Raw genomic sequence first — 25484 nt, 5'->3', positions numbered from 1 at the left:
TAGTAACGTTTGGGAAAATTATAGCATAGAACCTCCGTTCGTACAAACATAAGTTCTAAATAATCCCTAAAAATAATTGCGAACTTTTGTTCTCTTTTCTATTGAACAAAACAAATGTTCGTGTTATATTGTGAAAACATAAGAACAAACGTTTGGAGGACACAGCCATGATGAAATATAGCACCTATCAAAGTATTTTTCCAATGAATATAGAAAATTTACAGGAGACCCGAAAAGAGGATAGAACGCGTTTTATGCAGATTATTACCAATACTCTTTTACTTAAGCTTCTTATTGTAGTGATTGTTGCTTGGACTGCAGGAGCAGGTGTACTTACGGTTTTCGCGGCTCCTTCAGCTTCCAAGGAAGAAGTGACTAAACTGACGGTACAACCTGGGGATACGTTGTGGCAGATTGCTGCGAATCATAAACCGGAACGAATGGATACACGGGTATATATAGAAGGAATTGTGCGGATTAACGGTTTAGAGGATCGGGGAGTGCAGGCAGGTCAGGTACTCAAGCTTCCTGACTTATGATCTATTGACTATTAGAGCTTGTCAGGGAGCGTAATGCGGGAGCCTTGACAAGCTCTTTTCTACATGTCAAAGTGTATTATATCTTTGCTTTTATGGAGGGGACACAATTTGGATATAGACAGCTTGGTACAGCGCATTAATGAATTAGCGCGTAAAGCAAAATCCGAGGGATTAACAGAAGAGGAAACCACAGAACGTGCCAATCTTCGGGAAATTTATTTAGGTAACATTCGCCGTAATTTTCGGCAGCAGCTGGAAACGATTGAATTTGTGGACGATGATACATCGAAGGGAAATGACGGGCTGAAGCATTAATGTTGTTAAAGCGTCCAAGCCTGTAATTTGTCTTTGCTTTAGATACCGTTCTTGGTATCTATATAGATCAGCTTTGAGGCAATTGTTTTATTGTAATATATCTGGGAAGGAATTGAGAGATGGCCCGATCATTTGAAAGAAAAGTACGCAAAAACACAGCGCATTTAAATAAATCGCGCAAAAAGCAAGGCATTCAAACCATTAACGGCGCAGGTTCTGCAATGGATATTTTCCGTGGTCGTAACATTACTGTGCCAATTATGCTGGCTGGTCTTTCTATATTGTACATGCTTATGAGTTACTTTTTGACTAAGACCGGTATGCGAGGGATGGATTGGCTTGTATTCGGCCTGTACTTGATGCTGGCTGTTATCTTTTTCATCCGTCGTCCTTATTTGAAAGTGGGAAAGGATACTCTCTATATGCTGAAAGGTGGCAGGGAACGTCCAATGACCGCTGGGGACATGAAAGCCATCAAGATTGAAAAGGGTTACGTAACCGTTGAAAGAAAAGGTAAGGGCGGTAATTTTATTTTCACAAAATCGTTAGGTCGCTATGACACGGATGCCATTGCAGAGCGACTTGAGAAGTTTGCGTTATCCAATCAGATACAGGTGGAGAAGAAATAACTGATTTAGCCTGTAGCTCTGTAACAAAGGCCGTATGATGTTATTTCATATAACATGCTGCGGCCGCTTGCTTAATATGGGCACACAAACGATTCAAATACTTAACGAAGCAAATAGGCGTACATATACTGTGTGGAAAGAGAGTGGATAATTCAGATGACGATTCAGGCGGTAATGTTTGATCTTGATGATACCCTTTTGTGGGATGAACGTAGTGTAGAGGAGGCATTTGATGCAGCGTGTCAAACAGGCTCCCGTGAAGCAGGCGTTGATCCAAAAGCTCTGGAGGAAGCCGTACGTAAGGAAGCACGCGCTTTGTATGAATCCTATGAAACCTTTAGTTTTACTCAAATGATCGGCATTAATCCGTTTGAAGGATTGTGGGCGAATTTTACAGCAGGAGAGCAACCTGAATTCCGTCAACTGGAACAGTTGGCTCCTGTTTATCGAAAGGAATCATGGCGCAGAGGACTCCAGCAACTAGGGATAGATAATGAGAAGTTGGCGGAAAAGCTGGCTACCCAATTTGCTTCGGAAAGACGCGCGCGTCCCCATGTATATGAAGAAACGTTTGAGATTCTAGAACAATTGAAGGGACAATACAAGCTGTTATTGCTGACAAACGGCTCCCCTGATCTACAACAGGAGAAACTGGATGGAGTACCTCAATTAGCTCCTTTCTTTGATCATGTGGTCATTTCAGGTTCATTTGGTCGAGGCAAGCCTGATCCGTCTATATTCCAGCATGCTTTGGGGCTTCTTGGTATTGAGCCCGAACATGCTTTAATGGTAGGAGATAAGCTGACGACTGATATTCAAGGAGCATTGGCAGCAGGTGTTCACTCGGTGTGGGTGAACCGAAATGCTAAAACCAATACTACAGAGATCAAGCCGAAGTTCCAAATCAAGCATCTGTCTGAATTGGACGGAATTATTCAATCGTTAAAGTAAGAAATCCACAGTCTTTAGAAACGAGTATTAAGAAAACTCCCTTCGCTCGGTTGTTACAGGGGACTGACCCCATAACGTGAGACACATCAAAACACCTTCAAGAGAATCGAGCCATGTCGTAAGATATGGAGATAACCTTGGAGGTGTTTTCACGTTGGCAACGAGAGTGAGTTATCCCTTAGAAATAAAGATGAAAGCTATTGAAATGAGATTGGCAGGAGTTCCGGTAAGAGAGGTTATGGAGCAGTTGGGAATACGGAATAAGACACAGCTAAAAACATGGATGAGGTGGTATCGAACAGGCGAAGTGCATCGTCTAGAGCAGCCTGTAGGTAAACAATACAGCTACGGAAAAGGTCCAGAACACTCTTCGGAGCTTGAAAAGGTAAAGGCGGAGAACCGGTTACTGAAGCAGCAATTGGACCTGCTAAAAAAGTACAAGGAACTGGAAAGGAGGTGGAACCAGAAGTTGCCGTTGCCTGGATCGAATCCATTCGAGACCAAGTGACGGTGTCTGAGGCTTGTACATGGCTCGGGATCGCAAGAGCGACCTACTACCGCTGGAAAGAAGCCGTGGAGACAGAGCGCACAGATGCTACGGTGGAGAAAATTCGGGAGCTTTGCATCCGTTATAAATTTCGGTATGGCTACCGAAAAATCACCGCACTCCTTCGGGCAGAGCAAAGAACCAATCACAAACGAGTTCAGCGGATAATGCAGCGTGAGGGGTTACAGTGCCGCGTGAGGATGAAGAAACGAAAGGCAACTGGGCAACCCGCTCATCCAGCAGAAAATCTGCTGAAGCGGCAATTCCATGCAGATGCCCCCCTGCAAAAGCTCGTCACGGACATCACTTATTTACCGTTTGGCGGAAAGATGTTGTACTTCTCTAGCATTCTAGACCTGTACAACGGGGAGATTGTGGCTTACAGTATAGCGGACAAGCAAGATACGTCCTTGGTTTTGGATACGCTGAATCAACTTCCAAAACGGACAAGCATGCTGCTTCATAGCGACCAGGGAAGCGTATATACGTCACAGGCTTATCAAGCTGCAGTAAAGGGAAAAGGCATGACCATGAGCATGTCCCGCAAAGGAATGCCCGCTGATAATGCCCCCATCGAATCGTTTCATTCCACACTAAAGTCTGAAACGTTCTACCTCGAAGATCTCATGTGTACAACGACTGCCATCGTTGTACAGACCGTTCGAGACTACATCAACTACTATAACTCAATTCGGATTCAAACGAAACTAAATAACCAGTCGCCGGTAGATTTCCGACGACTGGCTGCTTAAACTTGAAAGGTGCTTTGATCCCTGTCTCACAAACAGGGGTCAGTCCCCAGAGCAGAGGGAGTTTTTTATTCACACAAGGATAAATTCGTAGTTATGCTTTGATGAAGGTTGGATCTTCGAACGGTTCCGCAATCCAGCCATTTTCTTCGATGAACAAGCGGACTGCCACGATCTTTTGATTTTCCATTAAAGTGAAGAAGTGAGGTGTATTTTCGGGTACGGAGATAACATCTCCCGGTGAAAGCTCTACGTTAAAATAGCCGATCTCTTCAGGGCCTTTAATGATAAAGATACCTTTACCAGAAATAATGGCACGAATTTCATCCTCGGTATGGGTGTGAATTTGCTCAAACTTGGTCAGCAACTCGTCCAAATTCGGCGTTGCTTCAGATAGAGTGATAACGTCCCATATTTTATATCCGCGGCGTGCGGCTAAATCCTTGATTTCGGATTCAAATGTTTTGAGAACAGCGACCTTTTGATCATCTGATAAGGTAAAGTTTTCTTGCAGCTCCCCGGACAATTTGGAAGCATCCCAATGTTCATACAATATCTCGTGACTCTCCAGAAATTCACGTACCTGTTCTTCACCGCTAATTCGTTCATTCGTATTACGTATTAAAATTTGAGCCATGTATTTATCCCCTCTTTTCCACTTGGATTAATGTTGTATAAAGAATACCATGTCTTGAAACGTAGTACAATACAGGATTTCAACATTTTATAATGCAAATGGCTATAGTTAAAGGATACAGGGTTAAGTACGTTCTAAAATGCTACAAACTATAAAAATGGATTAGAGAAGTCGTTTTTACAAAGAACAACCTGTATAAAACGTATGTTTTTACTTCAATCTATCTAAATGATACGGTTTCTGCTAAACTAGGATTTAACGTTTTGCGGGGGTGAAGAAATTTGGATAAAGTTAGCTTGCAGGATGCATTACAACGAAGAATACTCCTTCTTGATGGGGCCATGGGCACCATGATTCAACAGGAAGACCTTTCCCCCGATGATTTTGGTGGGGAAGAGCTGGAGGGCTGTAATGAAATGCTGGTCTTAACGAGACCGGATGTCATTCAAGGGATTCATGAAGCCTACTTGAAGGCTGGGGCAGACCTAATTGAAACGAATACATTTGGAGCAACATCCGTCGTTTTGGCGGATTACGATATACCGGAACGTGCCCGTGAAATTAATCTGGTGGCGGCCAAACTGGCGCGTAACGCGGTGGATAAATATAGCACTGCGGACAAGCCTCGTTTTGTTGTAGGAGCCATGGGCCCAACCACGAAAACCTTGTCTGTCACAGGCGGTGTTACATTTGCTGAATTGATTGACAGCTATCAAGAGCAGGCCTTGGCGCTTATTGAAGGCGGCGTGGATGTACTCCTTTTGGAGACCTCACAGGATACGCTTAACGTCAAGGCTGGAAGCATCGGAATTCGGCAGGCTTTTGAGCAGACAGGTATCGAGCTTCCGCTAATGATTTCAGGCACGATTGAGCCTATGGGAACGACGTTGGCCGGACAAAATATCGAATCCTTTTGCATATCACTTGAACACTTGCATCCAATTTCGATTGGGTTGAATTGTGCTACAGGTCCAGAGTTTATGCGTGATCATATTCGCTCTCTGTCTGAAATGTCCTCTGCAGCTATTAGCTGTTATCCAAATGCGGGATTGCCCGATGAAAATGGTCAATACCATGAATCGCCTGATTCATTAGCACGTAAAATGGCTGCTTTCGCTGAAAAAGGCTGGTTGAATATTGCTGGAGGATGTTGTGGTACCACGCCTGAGCATATTCGAGTTATGAGTGAAAGTATGGCGCAGTTTGAGCCGCGTCCGCTGGTAGGTCATCATCCTCCTGCCGTATCAGGCATTGAGCCTGTATATATTGAACAGGATAATCGTCCATATATGGTTGGTGAGCGAACGAACGTTCTGGGATCCCGCAAATTCAAGCGTTTGATTGTGGAAGGCAAATATGAAGAGGCATCTGAAATTGCCCGCGCTCAGGTAAAAAGCGGAGCGCATGTCATTGATATTTGTGTGCAGGATCCGGACCGCGATGAAATGACGGATATGGAAGCGTTTTTGAAACTGGTTGTAAACAAGGTAAAAGTACCTTTGGTGATAGATACAACGGATATTAAAGTCATTGATAAAGCACTTCAATATTCGCAAGGTAAGGCGATTATTAACTCCATTAATTTGGAGGATGGCGAAGAGAAATTTGAGAACATGGCTCCTCTTATTCATAAGTACGGCGCCGCTGTTGTTGTGGGTACGATTGATGAACGCGGACAGGCTATTTCACGTGAGGATAAGCTTGAGGTAGCTAAACGTTCTTATGATCTGTTGGTGAACCGTTACGGTTTGGCAGCGGAGGATCTAATTTTTGATACGCTCGTATTTCCAGTAGGAACAGGTGATGAGCAATATATCGGTTCAGCTAAGGAAACGATTGAGGGTATTCGCATTATTAAAGAGGCGCTTCCCGGGGTGCATACTATCCTGGGCATCAGTAACGTTTCTTTTGGTTTGCCGGAAGCGGGTCGTGAAGTGCTCAATTCCGTCTATTTATATGAGTGCACCAAAGCAGGTCTGGACTATGCGATTGTAAACACAGAGAAGCTTGAGCGTTATGCATCCATTCCAGAGCATGAGCGGAAACTTGCGGAAGACTTGATCTATAAAACAAATGACGATACTTTATCCGCTTTTGTAGCAGCTTTCCGTAACAAGAAAGTGGAGAAAAAAGAAAAGATATCAAACCTTTCGCTCGAAGAAAGACTGGCTTCCTACGTAGTGGAGGGAAGTAAGGAGGGACTCATTCCGGATCTGGAGCAAGCGCTTGTGAAATATTCTTCGCTGGAGATTATTAACGGCCCGCTGATGAAGGGGATGGAGGAAGTAGGACGACTGTTTAACAATAACGAATTGATTGTTGCAGAGGTGCTGCAAAGCGCTGAAGTGATGAAGGCGTCCGTGGCTTATTTAGAGCCGTTCATGGAGAAGAATGAATCCTCAGTAAAAGGTAAGATTTTGTTGGCTACGGTCAAAGGTGATGTGCATGACATTGGTAAGAATCTGGTGGAGATTATTCTATCCAACAATGGTTACCATATTGTGAATCTGGGTATAAAAGTACCACCAGAACGCATTATTGAGGCTTACCGTGAAGAAAAGGCCGACATGATTGGCTTATCTGGACTGCTTGTTAAATCGGCACAACAAATGGTGCTGACCGCACAGGATTTAAAAAATGCGAATATTGATATTCCAATAATGGTTGGTGGAGCTGCTTTAACACGTAAGTTCACTAAAAATCGTATCCGTCCTGAGTATGATGGTCTGGTTGCCTATGCAAAGGATGCTATGGATGGCCTGGATATTGCCAATAAGCTTATGAATCCTGAGTCCCGTAAAAAAATGGCCGAGGAGATGGAAGCTGAGCGGGAGGCTGAAGCGGCAATCGTCGTGGAAGCCAAGCCGCTCCCTAAACTCACTCGAGCTGTGCGCTCTAACATTGCTCAGGATTTGCCCGTCTATACTCCACCAGATACGGATCGACATGTACTGCGCAACTATCCACTGAATTATATTTTGCCTTACGTGAATATGCAGATGCTAATGGGGCATCATCTTGGTTTAAAAGGTAATGTTGAACAGCTGCTGGCTTCGGAAGATCCGAAAGCGATTCAGTTGAAGGAAACCGTGGACAGCATCATGTTTGAAGCTGTGACAGACGGAATCATCCAGGCACATGCCATGTATCGTTTCTTTCCAGCGCAGTCGCAAGGAAATCAAATTCTGATCTATGATCCGTCGGATGTGAGCAAGGTACTGCACACATTTACATTCCCGCGCCAGCAGGTAGAGCCTTATCTATGTCTGGCTGATTTCTTGAAATCAGTTGAATCCGGAGTTATGGACTATGTAGGTTTCATGGTCGTTACAGCTGGTCATGGGATTCAGCAGATATCTACCCAGTGGAAAGATAAAGGGGATTATCTGCGCTCGCATGCACTTCAAGCGGTAGCACTCGAAGTAGCAGAAGGGTTAGCGGAACGGCTTCACCATATTATCAGGGATAGCTGGGGTTTCCCGGACCCTGCCGATATGACAATGAAACAGCGACACGGTGCCAGATATCAAGGCATTCGGGTATCCTTTGGCTACCCTGCATGTCCAGATCTGGAGGAACAGGGACCGTTGTTCCAGTTGTTAAAACCTGAGGATATTGGCGTTGAGCTGACGGAAGGGTTTATGATGGAACCGGAGGCTTCTGTATCAGCCATGGTGTTCAGCCACCCTCAGGCGCAGTATTTTAACGTCGAAAAGGTTTAACATCTTTATCAGATGGGATAGCAAATACCCTCCGAGCTTCGGAGGTTTTTTGCTGGTCAGCAGGAAGAAGGTTAATGTTATGGAATTTTATTTTCTCGGTACAAATGCAGGGGTGCCTACGATTCAGCGAAATGTAACGTCCATCGCTCTTCGTTTGCTGGAAGAACGAAGAAGCATGTGGCTGTTCGACTGCGGTGAAGGCACTCAACAAGAGGTATTGCGTTCGCCGCTCAAACTAAGCAGACTTGAAAAAATATTTATCACCCATTTGCATGGGGATCATCTTTTTGGTCTGCCGGGGCTGCTGTCGAGCAGAGCGTACCAGGGGGGAACGACACCACTGACGGTATATGGACCGCCTGGAATCCAGCAATATATCGAGCTATCTTTAGGGATCAGCCAATCGCGTATCAATTACCAACTACATATTGTGGAGCATACGGGTGGGGTTCTGTTTGATGACGGTCAATTCCGGGTGGAGTCAGCTTTGCTGGATCATCGGATCGACAGCTATGGCTACCGAGTTGTAGAGATGGATAAGCCAGGTAAGCTTAACCAAGAACTGTTGGAGCGATATGGAATCAAGCCCGGCCCGGTGTACGGTAAGTTAAAGCGTGGGGAAAGCGTGGAGGTAGAGGGTGGAGTTATTTTGCACCCTCAGGATGTATTGGGTTCGCCGAAAAAGGGGCGTATCATCACGATTTTGGGGGATACGAGACCTTGCCCGAATACGGTAGTGCTGGCTCAAGATGCAACTGTCGTCGTTCATGAAGCCACTTTTCTGCATGAACTGGCAGATACAGCGTACGAGTATCATCATAGTACGGCGCTTCAGGCAGCGGAGGCTGCAAAAGCCGCAGGTGCGGGTCAGCTAATCATGACGCATTTTAGTTCTAGGTATAAAGATCAGGAGCAGCTTCAGCCATTGCTGGAGGAGGCGCGAAGCATATTTCCCAATTCATTGCTTGCGGAGCAGCATGTGCTGTTACCTGTACCCGATATCGGTTAATAAACGATTGGAGAAAGATATGTGCATGGGTACCGGGGCTTGCTCCGGTGCCTTTGTTTTTCACCGAAATTATTTTCCGGGAAAGCGCAGGATGCGACAAGAGATGAGAACCCGCACACGGTGGTGGGGATGAATTTGTTCTACCACATATGGAGGCATGTCATATTCGAGTTTCTATATATCGAATTTAAAGGATTTTATGTCTTGAGCATGATCAGGAAATACAGAAGATTTCCTTTGAGGAAATAGCGCCTTCGATGGATTTCGACGAAGATGTGAACTTATGTCATGTGAAAGCGACGGCTTTTAGCGAGGAATGGCGCTATTTTGCACGGTTTACCACCAATTCATGGACTTCATAAGCATTTTTGACTTAAGATAGATGAGATGAATGGAGACGGCCGATTATTTTATGACCTGAATAATTAAGGTGGTTAAATAAGAAGGAGAACATCGTTCATAGGATGAATTATAATTTTCAGTGCTATGATGTGAATGGATTTGAAGTGGGGGAGGGGATTGCGATAAAATCGTTACTAATTGATCTGGATGGAACCCTTTATCATGGAAATCGGATGATCAAGGGTGCGGATCTGTTCATATCCCGATTGCGTACAGACCAGATACCTTATGCTTATGTTACAAACAATGCTTCACGCACACCCGAATCGGTGGCTGAGCATTTGGTTGGTATGGGAATTGAAGCGGCTAGCCATGAAGTATATACTTCGGCGTTAGCAGCTGCACAATATGTTGCACAGCAAAGTTCTGGAGCTCGTGTATATTGTATTGGTGAAACAGGATTACGCGATGCACTCACAGGAGCCGGTTTGCAGCTTGTTGAAAAACATCCTGATTATGTGGTGCAGGGGATAGATCGTCAATTTACATATGATGCGCTGGCCGCTGCCATGCGTTGGATTCGGGAAGGAGCCACTTTTATTTTGACAAATCCGGATCTTCAATTGCCTTCACATGATGGGCTAACGCCAGGAGCAGGTACGATTGGAGCTGCAATTGAAGCGGCTTCACAGGTAAAGCCTATTGTCATCGGTAAGCCTTCAAGCGTATTGATGAATTATGCACTGAACCGCTTAAACATTAAGGCGGATGAAGCTCTGGTTGTGGGCGATAATATGCTTACAGATATTGCGGCAGGTGCAGCAGCAGGTTGTAAAACAGCTCTGATCCTGTCGGGCGTGACGACCCGCGCTAATATGGACGAACATGTGCGTACCGTTGGAGTAAAACCTGACTTGATGTTTGAAAATCTCGCTGAATTGCAGGACTGGATGAAAGAAGAGCTGAAATAATAGAAAAAAGTATATGTCTTAGAAAACTTGCGAGCATTAAAAGCTATGTAGCTACGAAAGGAAAGATGTTGATATGCCGGAACTTCCTGAAATGGAAAACTACAGAATCTTATTATCCAAACAAATTTTGGACATTCCGATTACTGGAGTGACGGTTAGCCGTGAAAAGTCCATTAATACTGAAGTGGAAACGTTTGAGAAACAATTGCTCGGAACGACCGTTGTATATTTAGAGCGTCGAGGCAAGCATTTGATTTTTCATTTAAACACGGGCGGGCGGCTCGTACTTCATCTGATGTTGGGAGGGCTGTTATTTCTGGGAACGGAGGAGCAGCGTCCAGATCGTACAGTTCAGATCGAATTAGATTTTAGTGGAGTAAAGCTTTATTTTATCGGACTGCGCTTAGGTTATCTACACTTGCTGACGGCTAAAGAAACAGAGGAGGCTTTGTCAGACCTGGGACCTGATCCGTTAGACCGCCGTATGACGTTGGAAAAGTTTACAGCACGACTGAAGGGACGCCGGGGGATTTTAAAAACAACACTGGTGAATCAGCAGGTTTTTTCAGGTATTGGCAATTGTTATTCGGACGAAATTGCTTATATCGCCGGATTTACACCGGGTTCCAAAGTACAAAACATTGTGCAGTCGCCAGAAAAAGTGGAAAAGCTATATCATGCCACTCAATCCGTACTACGTGAAGCTACTGCGGAAGGCGGATACATGGAAATGCCTCTAATGGATGGAGACACACTAACAGGTGGATTTGATCATCAGTGTCGAGTATATGACCGCGAAGGAGAAGAATCTCCAAGTGGCGGAAAAATTGTAAGGGTTGAACTGGCGGGGAAAAAAGCATTTTATTGCCCGGTACAGCAGCATGATGCCTAAATTGCTCATCGGCTCCCATGTGAGTACGCGTGGTGGCTTTTCCAAAGCCGCTATACGTGCGCGAGAGCAGGGGGGACGTTCATTTCAATATTTCCCGAAAAATCCTCGTAGTCTGAGACTGAAGGAATGGAGTGCTACTGATGCTGCTGCTTGCAACGCTTACTGTGTAGAGCACCAGCTTCAATCCATTGCTCATTCGCCATATCCCGTTAATCCGGCTCATGGGTCCGAGCGTGGTCAGGAACTTTATGAGCTGACGATTGCTTCATTACGCAATGATCTGGATATTGCTGAAGCCTGTGGGTCAAAAGGGATTGTCGTTCATTTTGGTCACATGCATTCGTTAGACCCTCTAGAGGGCTATCGTAACATCATTAACTGTTTTAATGATGTGCTGGAAGGCTGGCAGGGAAATGCTAAAATATTGATTGAAAATCAGGCGGGGGATCATGGACCTATGGGAACCACGCTTGAGGAAATGGTGCAAATCCGTCAGTTGTGCCGGTATCCTGACAGTATCGGCTTTTGCTTGGACACTTGTCATGCGTATGCAGCAGGATTGTGGAACGGTGGAATGGACGAGGCCTTGATCGATAAAGGAAACCGTCTCGGCTATTGGTCAGCTCTATGCGGAGTTCACTTGAACGATTCTAAATACCCGTATGGCTCTAAAAAAGACAGACACGCTCGTGTGGGGCAAGGCTACATTGGTACTGAGGGCATGCGCTGGATGACAGATCAGGAGGCTGTAAGAGGCATTCCTATCGTTTTGGAGAGTGAGACGGGACCTGATGGGACACATCAGGAGGATATTCAAATGATTCTAAGCTGGGAGTAAATCAGTCTGATTGATAATAACTATCTTTGAGGCTTGTGAGCTTGCATATATGGGAAAAGGAGGAGAAGTTGATGTATTTGTTTATGGACGATTATCGGCCTTGTCCTCCGGGCTTTAAGCTGGCAAGAGATGCGGAAGAGTGTCTGCTGCTGCTTCATGAATACCCTATTACGATACTATCGCTAGATTATGATTTGGGTCCAGGTCAACCTACGGGAAAAGATGTGGCTGCTGCTATCGCAGGGAAACGGTTATATCCACGTGAAATTTACTTGCATTCCTCCAGTCCAGAGGGGCGGCGAGCCATGTATGAGCTGCTCTATGCAAATAAGCCAGAGGGAGTCACCGTGCATAATGGGCCCATGCCCGAGGAGCGTATGCGAGAGATCAGAAAAGGGTCTGAACAATGAAAGAGATCGGACAAAAAGACGCGCGCCGTGCCATATGGGAGGGATGCAAGCTGGCTTTGTTTGTGTACACTCCCATGTGCGGAACATGCGCGGCTGCCCGTAAGATGCTGGAGGTAGCAGAGCATTTGCTCCCCGAAGGAGCAGTGGTGCAGAGCAACATTAACTATATTCCTGAACTGGTACAGGAGTACCGGATATCCAGCGTTCCCGCGCTTCTTATATATAATGGTGAAAACAAAAATCCTGAAATCATCTACAAAATGGAATCTGTAGAACACTTGCTGAGCAAAATAAGGAGCGTGATGGAATGATATCCATGAAAAGCATTACGTTGCAGCGGGAAGAAAGACGGATATTGGACGATGTAAGCCTGGATATACGAGAAGGTGAACATTGGGCTATTCTGGGTCGCAATGGTTCCGGTAAAACAACATTGCTGGAAATGATGACAGGGTACATGTTTCCAAGTCGTGGTACGGTTGAAGTGCTTGGGCAAATGTATGGTCAATGTGATGTGCGGGAGGTCCGCAAGCAGATCGGATATATCAGTCAGACCTTATTGGAAAAGCTGGCGCTAAAAGATCCCGTTTGGGAAGTGGTCGCTACAGGTGCGTATGCTTTTTTGCGCTTTTATCAGGAAATTCCGACAGAGGCAAAAGAAAAGGCCATATCTTTGCTGGAGGGTATGAATTTAGGTGACTTGATTTATCATCCGCTGGGGACGTTATCTCAAGGAGAACGTAAAAAGGTGATGCTGGCCCGCTCACTGATGGCAGAACCTCGTCTGCTAATTATGGACGAGCCTTGTGCTGGGTTGGATCTATTTGAGCGGGAAAAAATGCTGGTCGAGATTGATCGGCTCCGCAAGCGGGACTTATCAGTGGTCTATGTGACTCATCACATTGAGGAGATTGTCCCCCTATTTACACATGTTGCATTGATTCGTGATGGTAAGGTTGCAGCAGCTGGACCGAAAAAAGAAGTTTTAACGAAAGAATTGATTATGCACACATATGAAGTTCCGGTTGAGCTGGATTGGGATGGAGAACGTCCCTGGATTCGGGTGTGCACTGGAGGGTAATGTTATTTTGGAGGAACTATATATGAGTACAGATGAACAAAGTGAATCTACTTTGTCATCATCAAGATTTATTTGTACGGCCAATCACGGTTTTGCACCCTATGCTCAAGAGGAGCTTAGAAGAATATTTGGCTCTGTTAAAAGTACGATGCTTTTACCTGGTGAAATTTTTCTGGCTACATTACCTGCGGAAGAAATTGAGGTAGTGAGGACTATTACAGGTCAGCCGCCGATGTTTTTACGTCACTTGTTTCCTGTTCATTTTCAGGAAGAAGGAACGGACCTGGTTCAGGTACAGGAACGTCTGGTTGCATTCATCCGTAACCGCAAGGAACTGATGGATCAACGTGTTTCTTTACAGGTGCGCAAAGGATCTAATAGCAGTTGGACTGAAAGCGCAGGTGCACTTAAGCAGGCTTTGAGTGAACAATTAAGTGATCTACCTATGGAGCAAACAGTACAAGGCGCCGATGTTATTGTGTCCGTTTTTGCAGATACAGATACGTGGTATGCAGGTGTATCACGTCCTGAGGACAACCTATCGGATTGGAGCGGAGGCGCGGTTCGTTTTCAGAAAGAAAACGGACAAATTTCTCGTGCCAAATTCAAGCTATTGGAAGCAGAAGCGACGTTCGGCATAGATTTTGGCGCTTTCCATCAGGGACTGGATATTGGGGCAGCACCGGGTGGATGGACTTCCTTCTTACTGGAGCGGGGACTGAAAGTTACTGCGGTTGATCCGGCAAAGATGGAGCCATCACTGATGAAGTACGCCAATCTGACTTTTTTGCGTAAAAATGCAAGTGAAGTCAAATTTAAAGAGAATTCGTTCGATCTGCTGGTTTGTGATATGAGCTGGAGTCCTAAGCAAATGGCAAGGCTCGTTACTGATTTACTATATAGTTTGCGAAGTGGTGGTACTGCTATCGTTACGGTCAAGCTAATGCATAAAAAGCCCTTGGCGCTCATTCATGATGTAATTGCTTCATTTGAAGAGTCCGGCATGCAGATTCAGCGAGCTAAGCAACTATTCCATAATCGAGATGAGATTACCCTGTACATGATCAAGTATGGAAAATAATACTTTACAATAGATACAGGTGTGCTATATAATAAATCCAAATTGTTCCTTAAAAATAATAATCATGTTTAAATCAAGGGAAAGCATCCCGCGAAAAAGGTTTTCATGGCGACATGGAAATTTGATTTTGCGGAGCTTTCCCTTTTTTGCGTTGTCTGCTTAAGAAAGGAGGTAGGAGAATAATGAAGCAACCATCACAGTTGGAGTTCGGATCAATTGTCGGTGAGCGTTATCGTATTGTGCGCACATTGGGTTCGGGAGGAATGAGCCGCGTGTTCATGGCAGAGGATTTAAAACTGCCAGGCAAGCAATGGGCAGTAAAGGAGTCGGTTGCCGGGCCACAAGTGATGAAGCTTGTACGCACGGAGGCAGAGATGCTGATTTCACTAAGCCATCCACGTTTACCAAGAATTGTTGATTTTTTTGAGCATCCCCCATCTGGTGCGGTATACCTGGTTATGGATTACATCGAAGGAATTACGCTGGAAGCATATATGAAGGGCTACCAAGGCTATATTCCACAGGAGCAAATCGTCCCATTCGCTTTGCAGGTACTGGATGTGTTGGATTATTTGCATACCCGTCAACCGCCAGTCATTTACCGGGATCTGAAACCAACGAATATTATGCTGACACCGGAAATGGAATTTATACTGATTGATTTTGGAATAGCGAGGAGCTATAAGGCTGAGCTGGATCAAGATACGGTAAAGCTGGGCACAGTGGGCTTCGCTGCTCCGGAGCAATATGGAGCAGGTCAGACGGATGCTCGTTCAGACTTATACAGCTTGGGAGCGCTGCTATTGTATCTCTGTACAGGAGGCAAATATAGCGAGTGGACTGCGGGAGTAGAAGGGTATATACGCGGGGAATTGCCTCGTCATTTGATTCCAGTGATTCGAAAACTGCTGCGTCAGCATCCTGAGGAACGATTTCAATCCGCCGGGGAGGTCATTGGAGAACTGCGTCGCAGTGCTGATTTTCAACCTGCTCAACAAGGAATATCCGTTAATGATGCCTCAATGGATTATGCAGGTACAAGGGTAGTGGCTGTACTGGGTGTATCTGCCGGCTCCGGTGCTACGCATACAGCAATTACGGTGAGCCACTATCTGGCTCGAAGATCCCGCTCCGTAGCTTTGGTTGAGCTGCACAGCACAGCCAAAGCATTTGCCCGACTTCAAGAAGTCGTAGAAGGCACATCCGTTGGACAATCGAGTTCAAGTCGGCGTTTTGAAGTCGATGGAGTACATTACTGGCGACAAACATCGCGTGCGGATGTCATTTCTTTGTTGGGTGGTTCTTACAGATTTATCGTACTGGACCTGGGGAGTGGGCAGGATAATGAACGTCTGGAAGAATTCTTGAGAGCCGATTATCCGCTCGTAGTTGGCTCAGGGGCCGAATGGAGGGTTCAGGATATTGCAGGGCTAGCCCGATCTCTTCAGCGCCACCCACAGCACAAATGGAATTACTGCTTGCCATTGGCAACTTCGGAGGCGGTTCGCAGGCTTCGTAAGGAGCTGGATCACGATAAAGTATTTGCTCTACCGTTCCACTCAGACCCCTTCGAGCGGGATGATGAGATGGATCAGGTGCTGGACGAGCTGTTTCGCGGAGTTATTCCAGACACCCGGAGAAGACGCTTCGCATTCCTTAAGCGACGGCGCTAAATAGAAAGTATATATCAAAAAGAGGCAGGGGAGAAGTTGTGTCCAAGCTAAGAAAGAGCAGTAAACAAAAACTGTATGCCGGTTGCATTGGCGCTGGGATTGTTGGCATTATCTTTGCCGGCTACCTTATGGTTAATATCCATCAAATGAATGAGGTCAGGAAACAGGCTGAGGTAGAGGCAGAACTGAAATGGAAAGAGTATGAACAAGAGCAACGAACCGCGAAAAAAGGCTGGGCGGTTGTCCGTGACATTTCTCCAGGTGAACAGATTGCATCTAATGATTTGAAGGGAATTAAAGTTCCCGGTTCTCAGGCTCCATCAAATTTGCTGGCAAATAAAAGTGAAGTTTCCGGAACCACAGCCAAGATTGAGCTTAAAAAAGGATCTGTGCTTACATCGTCTATGATTACTGCTGACGAACCCACACCTAAAGATTTACGCAACCGTGAGCTAAAGGTAGTGGTACTACCCAACAGTCTAAAGTCGGGGGACGAAGTAGATATCCGCATTCAATTTCCAACAGGTCAGGATTACATTCTATTATCCAAAAAGAAGATTTCCCGACTGGAAGGTCCGGTTGTCTGGGTCACATTGAATGAGCAGGAAATATTATCGCTTTCGAGCGCGATTGTTGATGCCTATCTGCATAAAGCATCCATTTATGCTCTGACGTATGTCGATCCCCAATTTCAGCCTAAGGCAATCCCGACCTATCCACCTAACGCGCAGGTGTTAGCGTTAATGAATAGTGATCCGAATTTGATACACATGGCTGAACAAAAGCTGTCTAAGCAGCTGCGGGATTCCCTTGAAAATGCAATTAATTCATCAAACAGTGTAATTTCAACACCCATGGAAAGAGGTCTGAGTGAGGAAATTGCAGCTCAGCATGCGGGTGCTACTATAGAAAACCCAGCAAGCGGGATTGATGATACAAGAAATGAATATGAGAACGAGCAGGAACATCAAGAACAAACAAAGATTCTGACGCAGGGCGGAAGCTCTGATCCGTATGCCAAATAAATGAGAGAAAAGGAACGGAAGTATGAAAACATGGATATTTGCCGGGCTTTGTGACAAAAGCGATACCTTGTTATACATCAGCAGCATATTAGCAGCTTCCGGCCAAAAGGTACTGCTTGTGGATGCTACGCTGCGGGGACGATATGGGTATAGCATAGGGATGCTTGACAAACCACTTCCCATTACGCAGTTTAGTGGTTTTGATGTAGCAATTGGATTTACAGCATGGGAAGACCTGCATATAGGTATGAAGGCTGATCAGAAGGCGGAGCAGGTTTATGACATTATTATTTTGGATGTAGAGTTACTTGATTTTTGTCCAATTTCTGTTTGGAAAAAGGCAGAACTGCGAGTGTGGGTCAGTGATTATAGCCGCATGCTAATGCATAACGGACAGAATTGGCTTGAGCATTTATTCAGTCAACCTGAATTTCCCAAAGATCTTGTATTTCACAAGCTATTTTTACAGGCCGTGGACTGTGGTCTGGAGGAGCCGTATCTGTGGGAATACATGAACCATTTCCCGGCATCTTGGATGCAAGAGCCATATATACTGCCATGGGATGAGGGGTTGCTTGCTCTGAAACTGGAAAATGAGCATAAAAAACAGCTACTACTAAAACCGCTATCCAGAATGTATAAGAAAGAATTATGCCGTTGTATTGGGGAATGGATGAGTTGGGAATTAAAGGTGAGTCGTCGTGCGCTAAAGCGTGCGGAAAGGAGTAGAGCATGAGTACCATTTTGTTTTGGAGCCCCATTAAGGGGGCTAGTGGAAGTAGCTCTTTGGCGGCAGCAATAGCAATTACCATAGGCAATCTATATAGAGGAAGACTATTATTGACTCATTTGGGCCGTAGATATACCGGTATTGAATCAGGATTACCTATACAAGAGTATGGTATGGATGATCCAACCCTACAGCTTCAGGAAGGGGGCTGGGATGCTGCCGCACGTTTAGTTCTGCGAGGGACACTGTCTAAAGAAAATATTCGTAATTATACGACACCTGTACTCGAACATACTTTGGATGTACTTGAGGGAACCTCAAGCTTTGGAGCTGCACCGCCGTTACTGTCTCCAGGGCTTGTACGGGCAGTAATTGATACAGCGAATCAATATTATGATTTAACGCTGATTGATGCAGGAAGTGGAGCAGGGTGGGGGGCTGTACAGCATGAAGCATGTGCACGAGCCAAACTGGCTGTTCTTTCACTCACTCAGAATATGCGAGAGTTAGACGCTTATTTTGAATCCGTGTCTCCGTTATCTACCTACTCATCGTTACCCTTATTAATAGTACTTGGAAAATATGATGTGCATTCTCAAGTGAATGAAACGAATATTCGCAGGAGATATGGCTACAAAGGTGCTCTGTATACAGTCCCTTATAACACCGGATTTATGGATGCATGGAACCGCAGGGATGTGATCGGCCATGTGCAGCGTGAGGTACGAGGTGGAAAAGGGCAGCACCGCAAGCTTTTTATGCCTGTAGGATGGGCGCAGAGTATACGTCATATCAGCAAAGCTATTCTGGAGGCGGCAGAGTCCGATCTTCGGCTCAAGGCTTTGGAGAGGGGCGCTTAAATGCTGTCCGCTCAAATGCTCAACGGATTGATTCTTACCTGTATAGTATTGATGTGCATCGTACTGATTATTGTTAAATATCGAGGGAATTTTCACTCGCGACATTCAACACTTCAGGTAGAAAAGAAGAACGAAGATGCCACATTCGAAACATTAATAGAGTATATCAAAAATGCACTTCATGAACTAAGTCATAGCCAGATGGCGGACGCCGGATTGCATGAAGAGGAATATAGACGGCGTATCCATCAAAGGGCGGAACTTCGCAGGGCGTTAAAAGACTGTGCCAATGGTAGCAGTGGAGATAAACGTTTTGTTAAAAATCTGATGGCTGAGCTTTTGATTCACGGTTACGGCTTGAACGAGAAAATCGTCGATACTGTTATGCCATTCTCCAGACCTGAGTTGTTTAGCATACAGGATCAATTCGAAATTATATTTTACCAATACCAGCAGAAGTTTGGCGCTGATGCACTATCACGTTTACTGGATACTTATGACTTGGCCGAAATGAAATATTCACAGCAAGGTGAAGAAGATGGAAGTTATCTCGTTACCGCAGAGGACATTCGTTATATCTATGACTGTGAGTACCGGCCCCTTTCCTTTTTGGAGAAGGTGGATATTATTGTCCAGCGGATTTATCAGCATTACAAAGGCTTTTCCGTCATTGATGATATTCGTGACCAGCGGATCGACGGTGTAAGTGGGGGCGTCAGTGGTATGCCGGAAGGTGGGATTCCTGCATCATCAGACTGGCCTTCCGATGGATATGTATTTGAACAAACATCTATGCCTACTGCCAATAGTTATGAGAGCGTATGGATTTTTTATAAAGGTAAAACGATCCATCTTTCATTCCTTTCCTTCGGATCTGAGCGTGAACTTAAAAGGGTGTGCCAAAATATTTACAAATACAATTACCCGGGACAGCTTTCCGAAGCGAATGGTTATAAAGTCAATGAAATGAAGGATGGGTCACGGGTAGTGGTGGTACGACCTCCTTTCTCAGAATCGTGGGCTTTCTTTGTCCGTAAATTTGATATTCAAAGCGCATCGCTGGAACAGTTAATTAAGGGACAAAATGCTGATTTTCCAATCCAGCTACTTTCTTATTTAATGAAAGGCAGCCGGATTACTGCTATTACAGGCGCGCAGGGCTCAGGTAAGACGACGTTGTTAATGGCGATGGTCAAGCATATTTATGCTTCGTATACGCTTCGTGTTCAGGAAATGGCTTTTGAACTGCATCTACGCAGCATCTACAGTCGCCGTAACATTCTTAGCTTTCGAGAAACGGATCATATTTCAGGACAACAAGGGCTTGACTTACAGAAAAAAACAGATGGAACCGTCAATATACTAGGCGAAGTAGCAAGTGATGAAGTAGCTGCTTGGATGATTCAAATGTCGCAGGTTGCCAGTCTATTCACCATTTTTACTCATCATGCCAAAACATTTCGTGATCTCGTGTTTTCACTTCGTAATTCATTGCTCAAAACAGGAGTATTTCAGCATGAAGGCATTGCTGAGGAACAGGTAGTTCATGTCATTAACTTTGATGTGCATCTCAAACGTGATGCGGAAGGGCGACGCTACATCGAACGGATCACAGAATGTGTGCCGCGTGATCCGGATCATACGGATGCAGGCTCCAATGCTTCAATGAGCTACAGTTACCGCCACGTTATGGAATATCGGAACGGAAGCTATATACCGATGGAGTCCTTAACAGCCAAAAGTGTACAAGAAATGTGTGAGCAGATGAATGTAAATGATGCCAGAAATTTCCGTAGTTTTTTGACCCGCTATTGGGAGGAAGACTATGAGTCTTAAAGAAATTTTATTATGGATTTTACTTATATCAGGTGGGGGCTTTACGCTTCTATATATAGCTTTATGGGGGTTGCGTAAGCGCAGTAGTCATGCAGTTCGCAGAGGACGAATTTATTCTGTGAAGGAAGGGCGCAAGGGAAAAGCGGTACTGCAACGTGAGCTGCAAGCCTTACTGCATAAGTTGTACACGCTGTGTATGAAGGTCCCTTTCTTATCCGGATACATCACAAGTGTACGTAAGCGACTAGCTGGTCAGCATGCCTACGATGAGTACAGGCTTCGCCTACAGAGTATGAAGATGACACTGTTCATCTGGGGGGCTTTTGCTTGCAGTGGTGTTGTGCTGGTCATGATGAAGCCAGGAATAGAGTTTGCTATATTAGCCGTTTTGTGCGGAGTGGTAATCAACAGTCTTATTTTGGATATGGCCATTAGCAGGATGGAAAAAAGGCTACTTGCACAGATGATCGAATTATTCGCCAATGTACGCCATTATTACCATCAGCACGGCATGGTGGAGGAAGCCATATCCGAAGCGGCCGATTTGGCGGAGGCAGAGGCCGGGAGACACGCACGACTCATCCATGAGGCGCTAACAGATGTTGATCCTCACGAAGCGTTGGAAAGATACTATGAGTCGGCTCCTAATCGATTTTTAAAAGCTTTTGCCGGTATCTCGTATATGGTAATGGAGTTTGGTGATCGGGTGGAGGAGGGTGGCTCCATTTATTTGAAGGGGCTCGGCAGTCTCGCACGCGAAATCCAGTTGGAGTTGTTGCGAAGAAATAAACTGGACTATCTGTTAAAAAGTCTAAACGTGATCGCACTGGCACCTGTTTTCTTTACCATCCCAATCGAGACATGGGCGAGATCCAGCTTTCCCTCCATGGATGAGTTTTATCAGGGAAAATTGGGTTATATCACAAAATTGTCCGTTTATATTGTGATAATCGTATCTTATTTCCTGTTACAGAAGCTGCAGCAGACCGACGAGACAGGATATCGTGCGGGTAGAGGACGGAGGGTTTGGGAGCAGAAGCTATACCGTTTTCCCATCATTCGTAATGTGGTGGATTCTTTAATTCCGCGTCAGAATATGTCTTCTTATTTTCAAATAACCCGCCTATTAAAGGAAAGTGGTGCGGAGATTAAGCTGGAGTGGCTCTACATACGCAGAATGGCTCTTTTTATCATAGGATTGGTGCTCAGTATCAGTACGATATTTTATTTACATGAAGCTGAGAAAACGCATATCCTTCACGCACCAGTGCAATCGGGTCAAATGTTTGGACGTTTAAGTCCGGTGGAGCAAAAAGAAGCTTTGAAGCAGAGTGAGATTGATCGCAAAATCATGCATTCGCTGAACATGAGGTCGAACAGCACATACGAACAGACGTACGCTGCTTTAGAGCATAATGCTAATGGAACTGCTACTCCTGAACAGTTATCCACAAATACTTGGCGTATCCTACAAAAGCTGAAAGATTGGAATGATGAATACATCAAGTGGTGGGAAGTGCTGATTAGTTTGATTGTTGGGTATGTAGCCTATCAAATGCCTATGCTTTTATTATATTTGCAACGAAAAATGCGTCGGCTGGATATGAGGCATGAGGTGTATCAATTTCAAACAGTTATTTCCATTTTGCGGGTTATGGAACGAATGTCTGTCGAAGAAATATTGGAGTGGCTGAACAGATTTTCAGTTATATTCAAAAGACCTCTGCAAAAATGTTTGCTTCATTATGAACATGGGCCAGAGGCAGCTCTCGACTTGCTAAAAGAAGAAGCGCCTTTGCCGGAATTTCAACGTCTCGTGGATAAGCTTCATTTGTCTTTAGGTAAAATTACGATTCGAGAGGCCTTTGATGATTTGGAATCCCATATGTCCTACTATTTCGAACAAAGAAAACAGGAGTATGAAAAAATAATAGACAGCAAGGCTATCTGGGGAAGGATGATAGGTTTTGCCCCAATGTATGGTCTTATCTTTTTATATTTGGTGATTCCGTTGATCGGCATGAGCTTTGTTCAGATGGATAACTATTATGAGCAAATACAAAAAATTCAGTAAGAAAGTTAATCTATGACTAATACAAAATAACAAGCTAGGAGAGAAAAATAATGAATAACGCATCAACAGCTTTAAAGGTAGCCGCTGGGATATTTTTGACCATCGCTCTAATTACGATTGTAGTTATACTATTTATTTCAGCCCAAGAGGCGACTAAAACGGCACAAAACAATTTTGCTGATATTCAGACCGAATTGTCTCAAGCCTCTTTTACGGTATATGACGGCACAACGATTAGCGGTTCCCAGGTGACCAATGCGCTGCGGAAGTTTCAGGGGAAGGACCAATTCGGCATTCAGATTAAAACCGGCAAAAATATGGCAGGCCAGTGGTACGGTAATGCTCTGAACATTAGCCCAGATAGTGAACAGTATGGCGCCGTGAATGGTGGCAGTGATAAGACAGGAAAAATCACGAATACACTTAATGAGAAAGAGAATGAATACGTAAATCCGAGTGGTAAATTTAAAGCTGAAATCGTCAAAGACAAATCGAACGTGGTACGTGGGTTGTTGTTTACCCAGTCCTAAGCACTACAGCAGAGATAATAATCATAAAGGGGATGAGAGTATGTCTGATCACGCTTCGAGTATGCTGCGGCTTGGTGTGTCAGTTATTCTGTTCATAACCGCATGTGTAACGGCAGCAGACTTGTCCAGCCAGCTGGATGGTGCACTGGAATTAAGATCACAGCAAGAGGAGCATTCTGAAGGGCGAATAGCCCGTACTGCTGGGGTGGGGTTGCCAGAACGGATTAAAGGAACTCAGGTAATACAGGCAATTCGCATGAACTTACAGGAGGGGATTTCGATTCAAGTCGACGGGACAGAGTATGATGTATTTTCTGAACCGTTTGAGCCTGATGTATCGGCCCTGGATGCTTCCTCTTTATATTCCATGTACCCGCAGCGTAATGGGAATGGGGACATAACATCTGTACGTTTTGAGAAATTGGGGGAAGACTGAAGTGGTTCAAACAATATCGAAGCTGTTGGGGGCGCTGCTCGCTGTATTGCTTTTGTACATCGTACCCGCAGCTCAAGCTGCTGAACGGCAGGATGATATATCCGGGTTAAATACATATCATTCAACTGTACGTTTTGTTGATATGGTAAGAACCGAAGGTTACATTACACCGACGATGTATAACGATTTTATGCGTGATCTGGAATTGACAGGCAATACGTACGAAGTTGACTTGGAGCATATGCACAAAAAGTATGTACCGGACTATGCAGATGCCACGAAGCCAGACAGTTTTCTGGGCAATTATGAAACTGTATATGATGGGTACTATAATTCGCAAATTTTGCCTGTACTGTTTCCTGACAATCAGCAGCCAAAATCAGATCAGACGCGTCGATATACCTTGATGGCCGGGGATTATTTTACGGTCCGGGTACATAATACGAATCGGACTCCTGCGGACTTGTACAAATCATGGCTTCTTGGTGGGGCAGATAGCGGCAAGCCGGCAGTTACAGCTTCTTACGGGGGCATGGTTCTGAATGAAGATTACTGATTTTGCAGTCATATTTATACTTTTGTTTTTGCCCTTTGGTGTAGTTAGTGACTTACGGGTGCAGAATCAGCGTGAAGTGCAGCAGCTAGAAATGAAATATACGTCGGCTCTCCGTACCGCAGTTCAGGATGCAGGGGTTGTGCTCTCACAGAATGAACGTCAGGAACGCGAGGCCGGATACGGATCGGATAAGTTTTTTCGGGTAGATAAAGAAGCAGCGCTGAACACGTTCCTGCACACCCTTTTTCTTAATGTAGGCATTGATGGGGATATAGTAGCACAACGTGCATTATTGGATTACATACCGGCCATTGTAATTCTGGATTATGACGGTTATTATGTGTTCACCTCAGAAGCCTATACAGACGAGCATGGACAAGCTGCTATTGGCCACAAATGGAGCGAAAAAAAGCCATATGCCTATGTTGATTCAGTAGGCAACAGTGTGGGGTTCACCTTGGATAATTATGTGCACGCATACGATGCTCGGAATCACAGGTGGGTAGTGGGCTTTCAAAAGGAACTTCAGGATCAGACCGCTATATCTTTGCTGAATAATTCAGAAACTTTTGAGCAAATACGTCGTTCCACCATTGTTCGCAGCGTTCAAGAGGACTTGGCGCGAATTATTAATGTCCATAACGAAAAAGCAGCACGTAACGGCATAACTTATTCGTTCACGCTACCGATCATTCCGCAAGAGGAGTGGTACAACACGGTAGATGATGTGGGGCTGATCGCGTTTATCCAAGGCATTCCGGTCGGAGACAGGTATTACAATAACTATGGATTTGGTGGTGGGAGAGTCGTTAGAAAGCAAGACATTATCGGTGGCATAGAACCAGATACTGGAATAAAATATTTTTATAGAGATTCATGTCCAGCTCCCTTTAAAGCGAGTGAACGTTTCACGGATAAAAAATCTGCAGCAGCTGCGGGTTACTTTGAGTACAAATGTTATAATGGCTTAAAATAATCACCCTCATGGGTGGTTTTTCTTTTTTTAGGCAGATTCATACCAAAAAACCTTAAAATTCACTGTTTTCAATAT

At 44.9% G+C, this 25484-nt stretch carries 25 protein-coding genes; 24 read left to right on the top strand and 1 reads right to left on the bottom strand.

Annotated elements, in window-relative coordinates; translation table 11 throughout:
• Positions 1–170 precede the first annotated feature (170 nt).
• From NSQ68_RS13970 to NSQ68_RS13950, 5 genes are all read left to right on the top strand, one after another.
• Positions 171–539 carry a LysM peptidoglycan-binding domain-containing protein gene (locus tag NSQ68_RS13970; protein WP_342429119.1) on the top strand — a complete coding sequence of 123 codons (369 nt, stop codon included), beginning with the start codon at positions 171–173 and terminating at the stop codon, positions 537–539.
• Between the two features lie 108 nt (positions 540–647).
• Complete coding sequence (locus NSQ68_RS13965; RefSeq protein WP_029517413.1) at positions 648–854, top strand: DUF896 domain-containing protein; 207 nt, start codon at positions 648–650, stop codon at positions 852–854.
• A 119-nt stretch (positions 855–973) separates the two neighbouring features.
• Positions 974–1483, top strand: coding sequence for a hypothetical protein (locus tag NSQ68_RS13960; RefSeq protein ID WP_342426297.1), 510 nt, complete (start codon positions 974–976; stop codon positions 1481–1483).
• A gap of 156 nt (positions 1484–1639) precedes the next feature.
• Positions 1640–2434, top strand: a complete 795-nt coding sequence (locus NSQ68_RS13955; protein WP_029517414.1) for an HAD family hydrolase — start codon at positions 1640–1642, stop codon at positions 2432–2434.
• 154 nt (positions 2435–2588) lie between these two features.
• Positions 2589–3733 (top strand): IS3 family transposase gene (locus NSQ68_RS13950; protein WP_342426296.1). Its coding sequence is split into 2 segments (ribosomal slippage): positions 2589–2862 and positions 2862–3733, totalling 1146 coding nucleotides; the frame shifts between segments, so codons are not numbered across the junction.
• 91 nt (positions 3734–3824) lie between these two features.
• Here NSQ68_RS13950 and NSQ68_RS13945 read toward each other — a convergent pair.
• Positions 3825–4367: a cupin domain-containing protein gene (locus NSQ68_RS13945; RefSeq protein ID WP_342426295.1), complete on the bottom strand. Its 543-nt coding sequence runs from the start codon at positions 4365–4367 to the stop codon at positions 3825–3827.
• A gap of 281 nt (positions 4368–4648) precedes the next feature.
• Between NSQ68_RS13945 and metH the strand changes: the two genes are divergently transcribed.
• From metH to NSQ68_RS13850, 19 genes are all read left to right on the top strand, one after another.
• On the top strand, positions 4649–8089 hold the full coding sequence (metH, locus tag NSQ68_RS13940) for a methionine synthase (RefSeq protein ID WP_342426294.1): 3441 nt from the start codon (positions 4649–4651) through the stop codon (positions 8087–8089).
• Between the two features lie 79 nt (positions 8090–8168).
• The gene (gene rnz, locus NSQ68_RS13935) at positions 8169–9098 is read left to right on the top strand and encodes a ribonuclease Z (protein ID WP_029517417.1); all 930 of its coding nucleotides are present in this window, start codon (positions 8169–8171) and stop codon (positions 9096–9098) included.
• Positions 9099–9562: 464 nt separating this feature from the next.
• A complete protein-coding gene (locus NSQ68_RS13930) occupies positions 9563–10411 on the top strand; it encodes a TIGR01457 family HAD-type hydrolase (RefSeq protein WP_342426293.1) in 849 nt (282 codons plus the stop codon).
• 73 nt (positions 10412–10484) lie between these two features.
• Positions 10485–11303 (top strand): DNA-formamidopyrimidine glycosylase family protein, encoded by an 819-nt coding sequence (locus NSQ68_RS13925; RefSeq protein ID WP_342426292.1) that lies wholly within the window; start codon positions 10485–10487, stop codon positions 11301–11303.
• Complete coding sequence (locus NSQ68_RS13920; RefSeq protein ID WP_342429118.1) at positions 11293–12141, top strand: deoxyribonuclease IV; 849 nt, start codon at positions 11293–11295, stop codon at positions 12139–12141. Before NSQ68_RS13925 ends, NSQ68_RS13920 begins: the two co-directional genes overlap by 11 nt.
• Before the next feature lie 71 nt (positions 12142–12212).
• On the top strand, positions 12213–12551 hold the full coding sequence (locus NSQ68_RS13915) for a cyclic-phosphate processing receiver domain-containing protein (protein ID WP_342426291.1): 339 nt from the start codon (positions 12213–12215) through the stop codon (positions 12549–12551).
• Entirely contained in the window at positions 12548–12862 is a 315-nt protein-coding gene (locus tag NSQ68_RS13910; protein WP_039271274.1) for a thioredoxin family protein, read from the top strand. The genes NSQ68_RS13915 and NSQ68_RS13910 overlap by 4 nt, the downstream gene beginning before the upstream one ends.
• Positions 12859–13632, top strand: a complete 774-nt coding sequence (locus tag NSQ68_RS13905; RefSeq protein ID WP_342426290.1) for an ATP-binding cassette domain-containing protein — start codon at positions 12859–12861, stop codon at positions 13630–13632. The genes NSQ68_RS13910 and NSQ68_RS13905 overlap by 4 nt, the downstream gene beginning before the upstream one ends.
• A gap of 22 nt (positions 13633–13654) precedes the next feature.
• Positions 13655–14713, top strand: a complete 1059-nt coding sequence (locus NSQ68_RS13900; protein WP_342426289.1) for an SAM-dependent methyltransferase — start codon at positions 13655–13657, stop codon at positions 14711–14713.
• Positions 14714–14892: 179 nt separating this feature from the next.
• Positions 14893–16386 carry a serine/threonine-protein kinase gene (locus tag NSQ68_RS13895; protein ID WP_342429117.1) on the top strand — a complete coding sequence of 498 codons (1494 nt, stop codon included), beginning with the start codon at positions 14893–14895 and terminating at the stop codon, positions 16384–16386.
• A gap of 38 nt (positions 16387–16424) precedes the next feature.
• Complete coding sequence (locus NSQ68_RS13890) at positions 16425–17411, top strand: SAF domain-containing protein (protein ID WP_342426288.1); 987 nt, start codon at positions 16425–16427, stop codon at positions 17409–17411.
• 22 nt (positions 17412–17433) lie between these two features.
• Entirely contained in the window at positions 17434–18147 is a 714-nt protein-coding gene (locus NSQ68_RS13885; RefSeq protein ID WP_342426287.1) for a hypothetical protein, read from the top strand.
• Positions 18144–19001 carry a hypothetical protein gene (locus NSQ68_RS13880; protein ID WP_342426286.1) on the top strand — a complete coding sequence of 286 codons (858 nt, stop codon included), beginning with the start codon at positions 18144–18146 and terminating at the stop codon, positions 18999–19001. The genes NSQ68_RS13885 and NSQ68_RS13880 overlap by 4 nt, the downstream gene beginning before the upstream one ends.
• Positions 19002–20837, top strand: coding sequence for an ATPase, T2SS/T4P/T4SS family (locus NSQ68_RS13875; RefSeq protein ID WP_342426285.1), 1836 nt, complete (start codon positions 19002–19004; stop codon positions 20835–20837). It abuts the gene before it with no gap.
• Entirely contained in the window at positions 20827–22911 is a 2085-nt protein-coding gene (locus NSQ68_RS13870) for a hypothetical protein (RefSeq protein WP_342426284.1), read from the top strand. The genes NSQ68_RS13875 and NSQ68_RS13870 overlap by 11 nt, the downstream gene beginning before the upstream one ends.
• A gap of 50 nt (positions 22912–22961) precedes the next feature.
• The gene (locus tag NSQ68_RS13865) at positions 22962–23441 is read left to right on the top strand and encodes a hypothetical protein (protein ID WP_023988985.1); all 480 of its coding nucleotides are present in this window, start codon (positions 22962–22964) and stop codon (positions 23439–23441) included.
• Positions 23442–23481: 40 nt separating this feature from the next.
• Positions 23482–23877 (top strand): hypothetical protein, encoded by a 396-nt coding sequence (locus NSQ68_RS13860; RefSeq protein WP_342426283.1) that lies wholly within the window; start codon positions 23482–23484, stop codon positions 23875–23877.
• A gap of 1 nt (position 23878) precedes the next feature.
• Positions 23879–24433 carry a hypothetical protein gene (locus NSQ68_RS13855; protein ID WP_342426282.1) on the top strand — a complete coding sequence of 185 codons (555 nt, stop codon included), beginning with the start codon at positions 23879–23881 and terminating at the stop codon, positions 24431–24433.
• Complete coding sequence (locus NSQ68_RS13850; protein ID WP_342426281.1) at positions 24420–25409, top strand: hypothetical protein; 990 nt, start codon at positions 24420–24422, stop codon at positions 25407–25409. Before NSQ68_RS13855 ends, NSQ68_RS13850 begins: the two co-directional genes overlap by 14 nt.
• Positions 25410–25484 lie beyond the last annotated feature (75 nt).

Origin of the sequence: Paenibacillus sp. FSL L8-0158 (assembly GCF_038592965.1) — a bacterium.
In the GTDB taxonomy this organism is placed as follows: Bacteria; Bacillota; Bacilli; order Paenibacillales; family Paenibacillaceae; genus Paenibacillus; species Paenibacillus polymyxa_D.
Note: the sequence above shows the minus strand (reverse complement) of the source record. Positions and strands in the feature narration are given on the sequence as shown.

Excerpts from the sequence above, each read along its gene's own strand:
- NSQ68_RS13915 (WP_342426291.1), top strand. The coding sequence starts at position 12,213 with ATGTATTTGTTTATGGACGATTATCGGCCTTGTCCTCCGGGCTTTAAG.
- NSQ68_RS13910 (WP_039271274.1), top strand. The coding sequence starts at position 12,548 with ATGAAAGAGATCGGACAAAAAGACGCGCGCCGTGCCATATGGGAGGGA.
- NSQ68_RS13945 (WP_342426295.1), bottom strand. The coding sequence starts at position 4,367 with ATGGCTCAAATTTTAATACGTAATACGAATGAACGAATTAGCGGTGAA.
- NSQ68_RS13905 (WP_342426290.1), top strand. The coding sequence starts at position 12,859 with ATGATATCCATGAAAAGCATTACGTTGCAGCGGGAAGAAAGACGGATA.
- NSQ68_RS13955 (WP_029517414.1), top strand. The coding sequence starts at position 1,640 with ATGACGATTCAGGCGGTAATGTTTGATCTTGATGATACCCTTTTGTGG.
- NSQ68_RS13880 (WP_342426286.1), top strand. The coding sequence starts at position 18,144 with ATGAGTACCATTTTGTTTTGGAGCCCCATTAAGGGGGCTAGTGGAAGT.
- NSQ68_RS13930 (WP_342426293.1), top strand. The coding sequence starts at position 9,563 with ATGAATTATAATTTTCAGTGCTATGATGTGAATGGATTTGAAGTGGGG.
- NSQ68_RS13870 (WP_342426284.1), top strand. The coding sequence starts at position 20,827 with ATGAGTCTTAAAGAAATTTTATTATGGATTTTACTTATATCAGGTGGG.
- NSQ68_RS13925 (WP_342426292.1), top strand. The coding sequence starts at position 10,485 with ATGCCGGAACTTCCTGAAATGGAAAACTACAGAATCTTATTATCCAAA.
- NSQ68_RS13860 (WP_342426283.1), top strand. The coding sequence starts at position 23,482 with ATGTCTGATCACGCTTCGAGTATGCTGCGGCTTGGTGTGTCAGTTATT.
- NSQ68_RS13920 (WP_342429118.1), top strand. The coding sequence starts at position 11,293 with ATGATGCCTAAATTGCTCATCGGCTCCCATGTGAGTACGCGTGGTGGC.
- NSQ68_RS13900 (WP_342426289.1), top strand. The coding sequence starts at position 13,655 with ATGAGTACAGATGAACAAAGTGAATCTACTTTGTCATCATCAAGATTT.
- NSQ68_RS13865 (WP_023988985.1), top strand. The coding sequence starts at position 22,962 with ATGAATAACGCATCAACAGCTTTAAAGGTAGCCGCTGGGATATTTTTG.
- NSQ68_RS13875 (WP_342426285.1), top strand. The coding sequence starts at position 19,002 with ATGCTGTCCGCTCAAATGCTCAACGGATTGATTCTTACCTGTATAGTA.
- NSQ68_RS13885 (WP_342426287.1), top strand. The coding sequence starts at position 17,434 with ATGAAAACATGGATATTTGCCGGGCTTTGTGACAAAAGCGATACCTTG.
- NSQ68_RS13960 (WP_342426297.1), top strand. The coding sequence starts at position 974 with ATGGCCCGATCATTTGAAAGAAAAGTACGCAAAAACACAGCGCATTTA.
- NSQ68_RS13970 (WP_342429119.1), top strand. The coding sequence starts at position 171 with ATGAAATATAGCACCTATCAAAGTATTTTTCCAATGAATATAGAAAAT.
- rnz (WP_029517417.1), top strand. The coding sequence starts at position 8,169 with ATGGAATTTTATTTTCTCGGTACAAATGCAGGGGTGCCTACGATTCAG.
- NSQ68_RS13850 (WP_342426281.1), top strand. The coding sequence starts at position 24,420 with ATGAAGATTACTGATTTTGCAGTCATATTTATACTTTTGTTTTTGCCC.